The sequence below is a fragment of the Pseudovibrio sp. Ad46 genome (assembly GCF_001623065.1).
Lineage (GTDB): Bacteria > Pseudomonadota > Alphaproteobacteria > Rhizobiales > Stappiaceae > Pseudovibrio.
On the sequence record NZ_LMCG01000074.1, the window covers coordinates 18,844 to 31,244 of the forward strand.

13 protein-coding genes are annotated in these 12,401 nt (G+C 51.4%); 7 read left to right on the top strand and 6 right to left on the bottom strand.

Going from position 1 to position 12,401, the window contains the following annotated elements; genetic code table 11:
- Positions 1 to 60 precede the first annotated feature (60 nt).
- Together PsAD46_RS21035 and PsAD46_RS21040 are read right to left on the bottom strand one after the other, a co-directional pair.
- Positions 61 to 1,275, bottom strand: a complete 1,215-nt coding sequence (locus tag PsAD46_RS21035) for an NAD(P)/FAD-dependent oxidoreductase (RefSeq protein ID WP_063307806.1) — start codon at positions 1,273 to 1,275, stop codon at positions 61 to 63.
- A 327-nt stretch (positions 1,276 to 1,602) separates the two neighbouring features.
- Positions 1,603 to 2,280 (bottom strand): cysteine hydrolase, encoded by a 678-nt coding sequence (locus PsAD46_RS21040; protein WP_063307807.1) that lies wholly within the window; start codon positions 2,278 to 2,280, stop codon positions 1,603 to 1,605.
- Positions 2,281 to 2,618: 338 nt separating this feature from the next.
- Here PsAD46_RS21040 and PsAD46_RS21045 point away from each other — a divergent pair, with 338 nt between their 5' ends.
- The 3 genes from PsAD46_RS21045 (at position 2,619) to PsAD46_RS21055 (ending at position 4,974) form a co-directional block, all read left to right on the top strand.
- Positions 2,619 to 3,923, top strand: coding sequence for an SDR family oxidoreductase (locus tag PsAD46_RS21045; RefSeq protein WP_063291741.1), 1,305 nt, complete (start codon positions 2,619 to 2,621; stop codon positions 3,921 to 3,923).
- Positions 3,920 to 4,393: a DUF2269 domain-containing protein gene (locus PsAD46_RS21050; RefSeq protein ID WP_063291703.1), complete on the top strand. Its 474-nt coding sequence runs from the start codon at positions 3,920 to 3,922 to the stop codon at positions 4,391 to 4,393. Before PsAD46_RS21045 ends, PsAD46_RS21050 begins: the two co-directional genes overlap by 4 nt.
- An 86-nt stretch (positions 4,394 to 4,479) precedes the next feature.
- Positions 4,480 to 4,974: a hypothetical protein gene (locus PsAD46_RS21055; RefSeq protein ID WP_063291704.1), complete on the top strand. Its 495-nt coding sequence runs from the start codon at positions 4,480 to 4,482 to the stop codon at positions 4,972 to 4,974.
- Positions 4,975 to 5,094: 120 nt separating this feature from the next.
- Here PsAD46_RS21055 and gatA read toward each other — a convergent pair whose 3' ends face one another.
- From gatA to PsAD46_RS21070, 3 genes are all read right to left on the bottom strand, one after another.
- Positions 5,095 to 6,576, bottom strand: a complete 1,482-nt coding sequence (gene gatA, locus PsAD46_RS21060; protein ID WP_153040801.1) for an Asp-tRNA(Asn)/Glu-tRNA(Gln) amidotransferase subunit GatA — start codon at positions 6,574 to 6,576, stop codon at positions 5,095 to 5,097.
- Between the two features lie 27 nt (positions 6,577 to 6,603).
- Positions 6,604 to 6,891 (bottom strand): Asp-tRNA(Asn)/Glu-tRNA(Gln) amidotransferase subunit GatC, encoded by a 288-nt coding sequence (gene gatC, locus PsAD46_RS21065; RefSeq protein WP_057463353.1) that lies wholly within the window; start codon positions 6,889 to 6,891, stop codon positions 6,604 to 6,606.
- 147 nt (positions 6,892 to 7,038) lie between these two features.
- Positions 7,039 to 8,256, bottom strand: coding sequence for an MFS transporter (locus tag PsAD46_RS21070; protein ID WP_063291706.1), 1,218 nt, complete (start codon positions 8,254 to 8,256; stop codon positions 7,039 to 7,041).
- Positions 8,257 to 8,337: 81 nt separating this feature from the next.
- On the opposite strand from PsAD46_RS21070, the gene PsAD46_RS21075 reads away from it, so the two are divergent.
- The 4 genes from PsAD46_RS21075 (at position 8,338) to PsAD46_RS21090 (ending at position 11,384) form a co-directional block, all read left to right on the top strand.
- Entirely contained in the window at positions 8,338 to 9,303 is a 966-nt protein-coding gene (locus tag PsAD46_RS21075; RefSeq protein WP_063307808.1) for a helix-turn-helix domain-containing protein, read from the top strand.
- Complete coding sequence (locus PsAD46_RS21080; protein WP_063291708.1) at positions 9,303 to 9,854, top strand: helix-turn-helix domain-containing protein; 552 nt, start codon at positions 9,303 to 9,305, stop codon at positions 9,852 to 9,854. Before PsAD46_RS21075 ends, PsAD46_RS21080 begins: the two co-directional genes overlap by 1 nt.
- A gap of 189 nt (positions 9,855 to 10,043) precedes the next feature.
- On the top strand, positions 10,044 to 10,517 hold the full coding sequence (locus PsAD46_RS21085) for a YHS domain-containing (seleno)protein (protein WP_057463357.1): 474 nt from the start codon (positions 10,044 to 10,046) through the stop codon (positions 10,515 to 10,517).
- 393 nt (positions 10,518 to 10,910) lie between these two features.
- The gene (locus tag PsAD46_RS21090) at positions 10,911 to 11,384 is read left to right on the top strand and encodes a YHS domain-containing (seleno)protein (RefSeq protein ID WP_063291709.1); all 474 of its coding nucleotides are present in this window, start codon (positions 10,911 to 10,913) and stop codon (positions 11,382 to 11,384) included.
- 169 nt (positions 11,385 to 11,553) lie between these two features.
- Here PsAD46_RS21090 and PsAD46_RS21095 read toward each other — a convergent pair whose 3' ends face one another.
- Positions 11,554 to 12,291, bottom strand: a complete 738-nt coding sequence (locus tag PsAD46_RS21095; RefSeq protein ID WP_063291710.1) for a metal-dependent hydrolase — start codon at positions 12,289 to 12,291, stop codon at positions 11,554 to 11,556.
- Positions 12,292 to 12,401: the final 110 nt, after the last annotated feature.

Below are 12,401 nucleotides of genomic sequence, written 5' to 3' on the forward strand. Positions count from 1 at the left end.
AGCTTAGGCAGGGAAACCCTACATTTCCCTAGCATTATCGAGAGGATTATAAGGAATAGGTTACGCGCCGATCAAACGATCAGCGCCCATGGAGCCCAGTGCAAGAGAGCTGGTCAGGCCTGGGCTTTCAATACCCATATAAGTCAACAGCCCCGGAATGCCGTGCGTTTCCTCACCCCAAATCGCGAAATCGGCCGCTTCAGCACCCGCAGGAACCAGCTTAGGACGAATACCAGAATAGTCAGCCTGCAAGCTGCCATCGGCCAGATCGGGATAATATTTACGGATCTGCGAATAAAACCGTTCGCCGTGCGCTTCATTCACTTCGTAATCGATCTCGTCGATCCACTCCACATCAGGACCAAAGCGTGCCTGATTGCCCATATCCAGCGTGAGGTGAACACCAAGCCCACCCGGCTCTGGCACAGGATAAATCAGATGCGAGAACGGGGCATCTCCGGCAAGGCTGAAATAGTTGCCTTTCGCATAGTAAAGCTTCGGCACTTTACATGACATGTGCCCGGCCAGCTTGGAGAGCATCTTATTGGAGTGAAGACCCGCAGCGATCACAAGCTCATGACAGGTGATCGCGTAGCCATCTTTCATGACAACGGTAAAGCCGTCACCTTTGAAGTTCTTGGCAGCAAACTCTTCATGCTCGTCATCATCAAAGTGATGATCAGCCGCTTCCAGATCCTCTTCCACCAGAATGTCAGCACCCATCAACTCACTTGGGCGCATACCGGTTTCGATTTCGGTGACTTCTGTCCCAACAACAACAAGCCCGCCATGCGCCTCTAGTCCACCTTGCAGCGCCATCATATACGCATGACTATCCACAATGCCTGTGGAAGGAGAAAACAGAGCGCCCTTACACGCCAGATGCGGTTCAAAGCCCCGCGCCTGTGCTTCATTGAGCATCAAAAGATCATCAACACCATTGGCAGCAGCACGTGCGCGAATGCCATCCAGCATGGAAACCTGGCTTTCATCAGTCGCTACAATCAGCTTACCAACGCGCTTATACGGCACGCTAAATTCCTCACAAAAGGAATACAGCATCTCCTTACCTTGCACGCAAGCTTTTGATTTCAATGAATCTTTTGCGTAGTAAATTCCGGCATGGACAACTTCGGAATTACGAGCACTGATTTCGGAGCCGATGATTTCGTGCTGTTCAAGCACAATAACTTCACGTCCCCTGCGCGCCAGTTCATAAGCCGCGCTCAAGCCCACAACTCCTGCACCGATTACGATGCACTCAACGTCTGCCATGCTATTCCTGTTTGCTCTTTTATTGTTGGGAGACAGACCCATAGCACATTACGCAGCAATCTAAACAATATACCCACAGCCTTTCCCGCATTAATCCCCAAGGCAAATGTGTAGATTTTGAGGCAGTATGTCTTGAAACGGCAAAACACCCAACATCTAGTAGGCAGCTTAATATACCAGGGTTCAGCTCATTCAAATTGATCCACAGCCAGATGCATCGCGCAGATACACAAGCAAAAAGCCTGCGTCAGACGCAGACTTTTCCCATGCCCATGTAGGGTGCATGTTGATAATGTGCAACCGGCACAATGCAGTTGAGATCAGAACCTACTGAGCCACAGCCAGCTCTGCCGATTTCACCAGCTGCACGCCCTTGCTCACCAACTCTGCCCGGCACTGCGTCCAGCCTTTCGGATCAATGGAAAGCACAGCATCCTCTGCCAGCTCCACCGCATATCCACGCCCCAGCGCACCAAGCGCCGTACTCTTCACACAGTAACATCCATCAAGCCCGGCAATCCTGAGCCGTCCAACGCCGTGTTTCTTCAGGAAAGCTTCCAGCTCTTCACTGGCAAATGCATCTCCCACACTCTTCACAAGATCCATGTCCGGCGGAAACCCGAGCCGCTTATCCAACTCAAGCCCATCAGAGCCCATTGTCCCAAGCCCTTCGCCAAGCAATCCAATCAGGAAGTTCGTATAGCCTCCCTCATAGATCAACCGTGTGGTAATCACCGGTTCCCCGCGCGCCTGTGCATCTGCCGCCAACGCATTAATTCGCGCAATCCGCTCTTCCACAAAAGCAGCAGGCCACTGTCGTGCCTTAGTATCCTTTGTAAAGTCTTCCTGCACATCCAGCACCAGTAACGCAGACTGACTGCGGCTTGCCTTATCAATCACGTCTCCCTGCGTCGGCCCCTGCAACTGCATCAAGCGCTGCGCGGTGTATCCCGCACCAATCAGAAGCACCAGAACCACAAGACCAACAACACTCCACATACTCATCAATGCCTCCAAGTTACGACTGTGTCAGTGAGGAAAAACAACCAAGCACCGCCCGCGGCACTTTCAGGTGCACCTGCACCTCATCAGCACTCAGGCACTGCAAAAGCCCTTCAGGAATAGACCGTACTGCGCCAAAGGCTGTGCGATCTGTATCCCCTCAAAAAGCGGATCCGCCAGTTTAGAATCTCTCTGCATGTCCCGCTCTTCCATACCCGCACAAAACCACTGCACGGCATATTTGTCAACTAAGTTGACAAATATGATACATTCAACTGAACGCCCTCGTGTTAGATTGAGGCATTAAAGTGAGTCTGGTCTTTGTTTTTAAAGTTCAATTTATGAGTAACCGCAAATCAGCAATTGTCCTCGGCGCTTATGGCTTCATCGGCGCAGCCTGCGTCAAACATCTCCAACACTCAGGATTTCATGTCACGGGGGTTGGGCGTTCCCAATCAGCCGCCCGACAATGCTTTCCTGAATTACAGTGGCGCTTTCTGGATATCGCCACAGCAACCACTGAGGATTGGAGCAAAATCTTTGAAGCAGCAGATGTTGTCATAAACGCATCCGGCGCCCTGCAAGACTCTGCCAAAGACAATCTGGAAGCAATCCATGTGCAAGCCGTCGAACATATGTGCGAGGCTTTGATCAACTCAGATAAGCTGTTCATCCAAATCTCAGCTGCAGGCGTCGCGCTTGACGCAACCACCAATTTCTTCCGCACCAAAGCAAAAGGCGATGCAATCATTAAGCAACAGCTTGAGCATGCAATCATTCTGCGCCCTGCCCTTGTTCTTGGACCACAAGCCTATGGCGGAACAGCACTTCTACGAGCAGCCAGCGCGATGCCGCTCATCGGCTTTAAGGTATTCCCCAAAAGCCAAATTCAAACCATAGCCTTGGACGACCTGGCACAAGCAGTCACACACTGCGCGCTTGGCAAAATACCGACAGGGACAACGGCAGACCTCGCAGAAGAAACACCTCAATCCCTCTGGCAACTCACAAAAGCAATAAGAGCATGGCAAGGCTTCCCGCAATGGCGCTATGCCGTCACAACACCAAACTGGCTCCTAACTGCGACAAGCAAACTGGCGGATGCTCTTGGTGCGTTTGGATGGCGCGCTCCCCTGCGCTCCACATCCATCGAAACCCTGCAAAACGGCATCACCGCGGATACGTCCACATGGCAAAAGGCAGGTGGGTTCCGATGCAAGTCACTGGATGAAACACTGAGGTGTCTACCAAGCTCAACGCAGGAGCGCTGGTTTGCCAGACTTTATCTTCTGTTGCCCCTCACCATCGCCTGCCTTTCTCTCTTCTGGCTTGCCTCTGGTATCATCGGAGCAATCCAGTTTAGCGATGCACAGAGAGTTCTGACCGAACGCGGTATGGATCAAACACTAAGTCTGCTCTTTGTCTTTGCAGGCAGCATCGCAGACGTCACGCTTGGCAGCCTCATCCTCTTTAGAAGATACACCCGCCTCGCTTGCCTTGGCATGATCGCGGTGACACTTGGCTACTTAGGTGCCGGCACATTGTGGGCAACGGACCTCTGGGGTGATCCGCTTGGCCCTTATCTGAAAACAATCCCCGCCATGATCCTTGCTCTCTTTCCCATTCTGCTGCTGGAGGAAAGATGACCTACGAGTTTCTCATGTTCTTGCACATCATCGGCGCCTGTGTCCTCATCGGAACTGGGGCAGGCATTGCGTTCTTCATGGTGATAGCCGCCAGAACGTTAAACGCTGCGGCCATCGCTCATACAGCCGGAACCGTCGTCATTGCTGACACACTTTTCACCGCCACAGCTGTGATCGTTCAACCCATCACCGGATATCTGCTGGCAAGAGAAGTTGGTTGGTCTTTGACCGAAGGTTGGATCGTACTCTCACTCGCACTTTACGTGCTTATTGGCGCATTCTGGCTCCCAGTGGTCTGGATACAAATCCAACTCAGAAACCTCGCCGCATCAGCCGCCCAAACATGCACGCCATTACCACCCCGCTACCACACCCTCTACCGCATCTGGTTCGCCTGCGGCTTCCCCGCTTTCGTTGCGATACTAGGGATTGTTTGGTTGATGATTGTGAGGCCAACGCTATCGCTTTGATCAAATGGCCCAGATTTCTCTTGTCCAATTGAGCTTAGCTAAACTATACGACCATGAACTAAATAAACACAGCTATTGGAAATCTCATGCGCCTACTTTTAGGATTACTTTTTGTCATTTTCTCTCTCAGCCTAGCTAATGCAGAAGAACCCACAAAAGAAGCCTTACTGGAGGAACTGTTCCAACTGACAGAGGCAACAGATGAAGCAATACTAGCACGAACAGGGAAGGGTTTCAGAACACAGATTGAAGCATCATTTAAGGCTAAAAATGTAAAATTAGGGGATGAGCACCTTCAAGTGATTGAAGAAATCTTCGTTGACGAATTCAAAAAAGAACTCCCAGAACTGATGAAAGAAATCCGCACTCTCTCACTTGAGACCTATACGGTTGAAGAACTTAAGAAAGCTCTTGAGTTACTGAGAACACCTGAAGGCCAGCGCTTTCAGAAAAAACAAGAAATGCTCGTTCAAAAGCTCGTAATGATTAGCGTGCAAAGTGGAATGAGGGCGGGCAAAAGAGCCCAACCGGCAATGGCAGATTACATGAAGGCACACGTTGTTCCTAAGCAAAGCAAATAAGCAGATCATCAAAAGCAACAAGTCAAAGACCTCCACCAGAGGTGGGGAGTTGTTTTGCTTACAAAAAAGGCCCCGGATCTCTCCGAGGCCTTTCTCATTTCATAGCAGCAGCGCTGAGGCTTACTTGCTCCACCAGTTGGCGGAAGGCTCGAAGCGGCCAGCGGCCTGTTCGATAACTTCACCAACCTGGAACAGGGTGCCTTCATCGAATGGCTTACCGATCAGCTGCAGGCCCAGTGGCAGGCCGTCTTTGTTGAGGCCAGCTGGGATGGACATGCCCGGAACGCCAGCCATGTTGGCTGTCACAGTAAACACGTCATTCATGTACATGGTCACTGGATCAGTGATCTCGCCCGGAGCAAATGCTGCATCAGGAGTGGTCGGTGTCAGGATTGCATCCACACCGTCAGCCCATGCATTGTCAAAGTCCTGCTTGATCAGGGTACGAACCTTCTGCGCTTTCAGGTAGTACGCATCGTAATAACCTGCAGACAAAACGTAGGTGCCAATCATCACGCGGCGCTTCACTTCATCACCGAAGCCAGCTGCACGGGTGTTCTCATACATCTCTACAATGTCATTGCCCGGCACACGCAGACCGTAACGAACACCATCATAACGCGCCAGGTTGGAAGACGCTTCCGCTGGTGCCACAATGTAATAAGCAGGCAAAGCGTATTTGGTGTGTGGAAGAGAAATCTCGACGATCTCAGCGCCAGCTTCCTTCAGCCATGCAATACCCTGCTGCCAGAGTGCTTCAATCTCCTCTGGAATACCGTCCATGTGGTACTCTTTAGGAATACCGATCTTCATGCCCTTGATGGACTTGCCGATGAAATCTTCATAGTTCGGCACAGGCGCATCAACAGAAGTGGTGTCTTTCGCATCAACAGAAGCCATGGACTTCAGCAGGATCGCGTTGTCACGCACACTGCGGCCAATCGGGCCAGCCTGATCCAATGAGGACGCAAACGCAACCATACCCCAACGAGAACAACGGCCATATGTTGGTTTGATGCCAACAGTACCGGTCAGCGCTGCAGGCTGACGGATGGAACCACCGGTATCAGATGCTGTCGCCGCAGCACAAAGATGAGCAGCAACGGCAGAAGCAGAACCACCGGAAGACCCACCAGGAACCAGTGCAGTCTCAGTGCCATTGCGGCGCCAAGGGTTCACAACGTCACCATAAAAGGAAGTCTCGTTGGAAGAGCCCATCGCGAACTCATCCATGTTCAACTTACCCAACATCACAGCACCGTCATCAAACAGGTTCTGTGTGACAGTGGACTCATACTCTGGCTTAAAGCCATCGAGGATGTGAGAACACGCCTGAGTGTGAACACCCTTCGTCGCGTAAAGGTCTTTGATGCCGAGAGGAATACCTTCCAGTGGACGCGCTTCGCCAGCAGCGATTTTTGCGTCAGACGCTTTGGCCTGCTCACGGGCAATATCGCCAGTTACAGCAATATAAGCGTTCAGCGCCTCATTACCGGACTCGATGGCACCAAGATAGCTCTCAGTCAGTTCAGTTGCAGTAAAATCGCGGGCAGCAAGCTTGTCGCGCGCCTCAGCGATCGTCAGTTTGGTAAGATCAGTCACAGTCATTATCCTTGTGAAATCGGGCGCTTATTCAACAACTTTAGGCACGGTGAAGAAGTTGTCTTCATGCACCGGCGCGTTGGAAACAATCTTGTCAGCATAACCGCCATCGCTCTGGCCGTCAGCGCGCTTCTTCATGGTGGTTTCAACCACAGAGGTCATTGGCTCAACGCCGTCAACATTCACCTCATCCAGCTGCTCAACAAAACCAAGGATCGTGTTCAGCTCACCAGTCATTTTCTCCGCCTGCGCGTCATCAACCTTGATGCGCGCCAGACCGGCAACACGTTTTACGGTGTTTAGATCAACCGACATGTTTCACTCCGAAATTACGGGGGCAAAAGACTGCCCGCCTCGAATTCATGGCAAAGAGCTATAAACACAAAAAAACAGCAGAACAATCACTGCTCTGCTGTTCATCCCTCATATTCTCAAAATTACGGAACCATTCAGTACCGATTACTAAGAAGCATATTCCAGAGATCTGCTACGAACACCCGACACCACCAACCACAACGCCAGCCCCAGCAAGAGGGGAAGTGCCGAGAGTGAAAGCCCTGCCCAACCAACAGTGCTGAACAAAATGCCCGTTGAAAGCGCACAGATTGCAGAAACCAACGCCACGACTGAATCATTGGCTCCTTGAGCAAGCGGCGCATCTTCAGGTGCAACAACCTCAATCAAACGAGACGTCGCGCCGATAAAACCAAAGTTCCAGCCAACCCCCAACAGGATCAAAGCCACATAGAAGGCCCAAATCTCAACACTCAGCGCACCAATCACACCAGCCCCAGCAAGCATCAACAAACCCAGCACCATAACCGAGGTCGTGCCAATCCGGCGGATGATAAAGCCAGTAACAAAGCTCGGACCAAACATGGCAACCAAATGCCAGCGGATTACATCGCTGGATTGACCGACAGAGAACCCACAATAGTCCATCGCAAGCGGTGTCGGAGACATCTGCATAGTCATGAAACCAAAAGAGAGCCCGGCACACGCTGTCGCACTCCAGACCGCTGGTCGGCGCAGCACCTTCAAGGACGCGACAAACCCTTTGGTAGTCTGATCTTTCTTCAAAGCAGGTGGCAGGCTCAAACCAAGCACAGGCAATGCGCCCACAACAGCAACACCTGCCAACGCCAGATAACTGCCCACAAACGGAATGACTCCGCCGAAATCTTTCACCACACCAACAAGGCTTGGGCCAAGCAGCGCAGAGAGCAACCCCATAGACATGCTTAGCGAGATCGCCATGGGCTTCCACTTTTCGCTGGCGCTATCAGACGCAGCAAACCGCATAAAAGTGTAGGCCGCCGTGGCAATGCCTAAAAGAACATGTCCAACAAGCAACACAACAAACTGATTGGAATAAAGCGCATAAACGCAGAGCAACGAACCGATAATGCTCAGGACTACACCCAACAATATCCCGTTCCGACGCCCATACCGCCCCATAAACAGCGAGATTGGTGTAGCAAACAGAAAGTTACCAAACATCTGCAAGGCAAGCGGCACAGTTGCCATGATGGGATGGGGTGCAAGATAAGACCCTGCCAAAGCGCTGATCGCAATCAGGATTGGCATCTGCATAGAAAGGATTGCTGTTGCAACTAAAATGAGCGGAAAGTTGCGTGCCCTGTAGGCTGCTCCCGGCTCCGCCACCTCTGAAAGTCCCATAGTAATTCCTCGAAGAAACTTTGACCTCCTTCAAATTACCGCTTACAACATTTGGCAGTTAGGACATTAAAGCTTCAAATCATGCCAAATAAGCAAATCGAGCATTACCGTCATATCGATGCACTCGTGTATCACGGGATCAACCTTCTGGATCTGGCAGGCCCGATGCAGGCTTTCTGGACGGCAGACAGTTATCATCCCAAGTATAAGCTCAGAATTCTCTCTGTTGATGCTCAGCCGGTAGAAACCCAGCCTGGGATCAAAATCGCCGTTGATGGCAAGATATCCGACTGGAACCCAGCCGCTGATCTTCTCATCCCCGGAGGACGTGTCGATAAAGAGCTGGGCAGCAATACCCTTCGCTCGCTTCTTCAAAAAGCCGCGGCAAGAACGAACGGAGAGCGCATCATCTCCATCTGCTCCGGCGCACTTATTTTGGCCGACGCTGGCATTTTAGATGGCAAGCAAGCCAGCACCCATTGGAGCCGCGCCTCAACAGCACAAACAGAATTCCCCAATGTGAACTGGCGGCTCAACCAACTCTTCGTCAATGCAGGTAATGTCTACAGCTCTGCAGGCGTCACTGCGGGCATAGACCTGACCTTGCACCTCATCGAGCAAGATTTAGGGGCAGCGATCTCACTGAAGACCGCGCAGGAGCTGGTGGTCTATCTGCGTCGCAACGGAGGACAAGCCCAGTTCTCCTCCGCCCTTTCCCTGCAAGCCGCCGGTCAATCCAACATCGCAAAACTCTCTGAGATCATTCTGTCAGAGCCGGAAGCAGACTGGACCATCGAGAACATGGCAAAATCAGCTGGAGTCTCCACGCGCACTCTGTACCGCCGCCTGAAAGAAGATATTGGCGCAACCCCAGCTCAGTTCGTAGAGCGTCTTCGGTTGGATCTTGCCAGAACAGCCCTTCTCAAACGCAGCTCCATCAAGCAGGCAGCTCATTTGTCCGGTTTCGGGCATATCCAAAACTTGCGCCGTGCCTTCCAGCGAAACTTTGGCATCACACCCTCTGAGTATGCAGAGAGATTTTCCTGATGCCTGAGCCGACCACACCAAGAGGCCGCCCACAAAACAACGAACTCACCCGTCTGATCCTGACCACAACGCTCAAAGCGTTGGCAACGGATGGCTATCACGGCACCTCAACCCAGCAAATTGCGCAGACAGCAGGCACGTCCAAGCAAGCGCTGTATCGCCGCTGGCCAAACAAAGCAGGTCTGGCTCTCGAAGCCCTGCGCTACGGGTTCCGCCAGGTTCCCCCCATCTACCCCGGTATGTCTTCTTTTCATAATGACTTGCAGGACGCCACTTCAGGCATCCTCAACGCCCTGCACGACACTCCGTTAGGCACCGCATGGCTTGCCCTGCTCTCAGAGCCTTCGTTAGTGGAGGAACTTTCCCTCATTGAAGGTGAACAGCGCACGCACTTCAGACAGGTTTTCGTTTACTGGAATACCACTGCAACCATGGAGACAAGCATCGACCAACTTCTCGGTTTTGTGTTTTTCACCAGCCTCGTTCGTAGGAGAAAACCGGCACTACGGGAAATTACCGAGTTAATTCAAAGCATTACAAGTCGATCATAAAAAATCAAAGCCGCTCTCCTCTTGGTGAAGACACTTGATTGGCACTTGTACACCCTCCTGGGGCAAGAAGATTGGGCCTCGCAAGAACGGGCAATTTCCGCAGGCCGAGGTTGTCGAACAAACAAAGCATTCTTCCTGACCTGGTTTTGTTTGTCCGGCGAAATTCATTGTTTCATTGAGGGTAATATAATGAAAATCAAATCTATCGCTGTTGCAGCGGCTATTGCAGGTGCCGCCCTGTCCGCAAGCACATTCGGCGCATTCGCTGATGAAATCTCGACCTACACCTCTGGTGGTTATGCGATTGGTGGTACCGATCCTGTTGCATACTTCACACAAAACAAGCCTGTTCAGGGTAAAGCTGAATTTACCGCTCAGTACGACGGCGTAACCTGGAAATTCTCCAGCGCTGAAAACCGTGACAAATTCGTTGCAGAGCCAGCAAAGTTCGCTCCGCAGTACGGTGGCTGGTGTGCAGTTGGTGCATCCTTCGGCAGCAAGCTGGAAACCAAGCCTGAGCTTTGGGACATCGTCGACGGCAAGCTCTACCTCAACGCACACGATGGTGCAGTAAAGCGCATGCAGTCCCGCACAATCGAAACGATCACCAATGCAGACACAAACTGGGTTGAGATCCGCGACGTACCAGCAGACAAACTCTAAGTTTCCTTCAGTGCATATGCTGCAATAGGCGATGCCTAGCGCCTATTCCGACATCTCCCCAAATCTCATGGTGGCATATGCATTGAGCCCTAGAGAAAGCCGCAGAAATCTGCGGCTTTCTTTCGTTTATGGCACCCATTAGCTCAAAGCACACATAAACAAAACTAACGCTGCATCTACAACAAGTTACGCATCTTCAAATGCACTTTGCAGCGAGTAAACCTTCCCCTCACAACCAGTTCTCAAAACGGTGATGAAGCGTTATTGGCCTTAAGATAGGTATTCACGCATAGTGTTTTCAGAACATAGATAAAAACCAGTGGTTCCCCCTAATCAACTGGTAAACGAAACAAGCCAGACTTGGCTTCAATGATCAGTCCGAAGGAGTTGCCCATGCCGATCAAATCTTCAGTTCTTGCAGTTGGACTAGCACTGTCAGCACTTGTAACTGTTCCGATGACGGCAATGGCCGATGACGTAACCAACTTCGTTGAAGAAGGCTACGCAATCAAAGGAACTGATCCGGTCGCTTATTTCACTGAAGGCAAGCCAGTCCCAGGCAAAAAAGAGTATTCCACGCAGTATCAGGACGTGACGTGGCTGTTCTCTTCTGCTGAAAATCTCGACAAGTTCAAAAAGGATCCAACCAAGTACGCGCCTCAGTATGGCGGTTGGTGTGCAACTGGTGTGAGCTTCGGAGTAAAAATTCCGATCCAGCCAGAGCAATGGAAGATCGTTGACGGCAAACTTTACCTGAATGCCCATGCAGGTGCACAGCGTCACTTCCTGAAAGACCCGAACGCTTCCATCGCCCGGGCAAATGAAAACTGGCCAACAATCATACACACGCCAGAAGCAGACCTTTAAGCGAACCCCACCCAAGCTCCCTTGAAGGCCATTCAAGCTACGCGTGCCCCCAACTAAGCGTAGCTCCCGCGGTGAAAGCAAAAAAACGCGGAATGTGTCCCTTTCAAACTTTAAAGGCCTCAGTTCATGCTGAGGCCTTTTCTTGTCCCAGTAACAAAAATCGACGCAGCTATGAAGCAGCAACACTGTTATTGACTGTCACCGTCTCCCCTGGCTTCAGTTTAGCCACCCGAAACGCATCATCCTCCATGCATTCGGTAAACTGATCTGCGCTTTGGTCTAAAATTGGGAAGGTACCGTAGTGGCACGGAATGATGGTTTGAAACTCGAAGAACCTCTGACATGCCATCGATGCGGTGCGAGCGCCCATGGTGAACCGATCCCCGATCGGCACAATCCCAATCTGGGGCCGGTAAATCTCGTTGATCAACTCCATATCAGAGAAGATATCCGTATCACCCATATGTAACAGTGTTGGCTCATCCTCAGCCATCACCACAACACCCGCCGGATTGCCCAGATACACATCCGCAACGCAGCCTTCACTATCAAACGAACAGGCAGAACTGTGCACTGCATTGGTAAGCGCCACACCAAACGCCCCCATGTTCACGCAGCCGCCATGGTTCATAGGATTGATCTTCTCAATACCTTTGTCCTGCGCCCACATACAGATTTCCCAGTTCGCCGTAAGCGTTGCACCAGTCGCTTTCAAAATATCGATGGTATCGCCCACATGATCATCATGGCCGTGAGTCAGCAGAACATGATCAACACCTTCACTCACCTGCTCCACACTCATCTCTGCCGGAAAGCTCGGGTTGCCAGACAAGAACGGATCAATCAGAAGCGTTGCCCCTGGAATGTAAACCTTGAAAGCAGAATGGCCCAGAAACTGTAAATCCATACTACCAATCCCCCAATGCGGAGCGCCGAAACGCGGCACATCCGTGATACCGAAAATATTATCTAAACTAGTAGGAATTTGGTTACACAACCCTTAAATGTAACCGGGCA

Excerpts from the sequence above, each read along its gene's own strand:
- PsAD46_RS21055 (WP_063291704.1), top strand. The coding sequence starts at position 4,480 with ATGCGCCTACTTTTAGGATTACTTTTTGTCATTTTCTCTCTCAGCCTA.
- PsAD46_RS21075 (WP_063307808.1), top strand. The coding sequence starts at position 8,338 with ATGCCAAATAAGCAAATCGAGCATTACCGTCATATCGATGCACTCGTG.
- PsAD46_RS21050 (WP_063291703.1), top strand. The coding sequence starts at position 3,920 with ATGACCTACGAGTTTCTCATGTTCTTGCACATCATCGGCGCCTGTGTC.
- gatC (WP_057463353.1), bottom strand. The coding sequence starts at position 6,891 with ATGTCGGTTGATCTAAACACCGTAAAACGTGTTGCCGGTCTGGCGCGC.
- PsAD46_RS21045 (WP_063291741.1), top strand. The coding sequence starts at position 2,619 with ATGAGTAACCGCAAATCAGCAATTGTCCTCGGCGCTTATGGCTTCATC.
- PsAD46_RS21070 (WP_063291706.1), bottom strand. The coding sequence starts at position 8,256 with ATGGGACTTTCAGAGGTGGCGGAGCCGGGAGCAGCCTACAGGGCACGC.
- PsAD46_RS21090 (WP_063291709.1), top strand. The coding sequence starts at position 10,911 with ATGCCGATCAAATCTTCAGTTCTTGCAGTTGGACTAGCACTGTCAGCA.
- PsAD46_RS21080 (WP_063291708.1), top strand. The coding sequence starts at position 9,303 with ATGCCTGAGCCGACCACACCAAGAGGCCGCCCACAAAACAACGAACTC.
- PsAD46_RS21085 (WP_057463357.1), top strand. The coding sequence starts at position 10,044 with ATGAAAATCAAATCTATCGCTGTTGCAGCGGCTATTGCAGGTGCCGCC.
- PsAD46_RS21095 (WP_063291710.1), bottom strand. The coding sequence starts at position 12,291 with ATGGATTTACAGTTTCTGGGCCATTCTGCTTTCAAGGTTTACATTCCA.
- PsAD46_RS21040 (WP_063307807.1), bottom strand. The coding sequence starts at position 2,280 with ATGAGTATGTGGAGTGTTGTTGGTCTTGTGGTTCTGGTGCTTCTGATT.
- PsAD46_RS21035 (WP_063307806.1), bottom strand. The coding sequence starts at position 1,275 with ATGGCAGACGTTGAGTGCATCGTAATCGGTGCAGGAGTTGTGGGCTTG.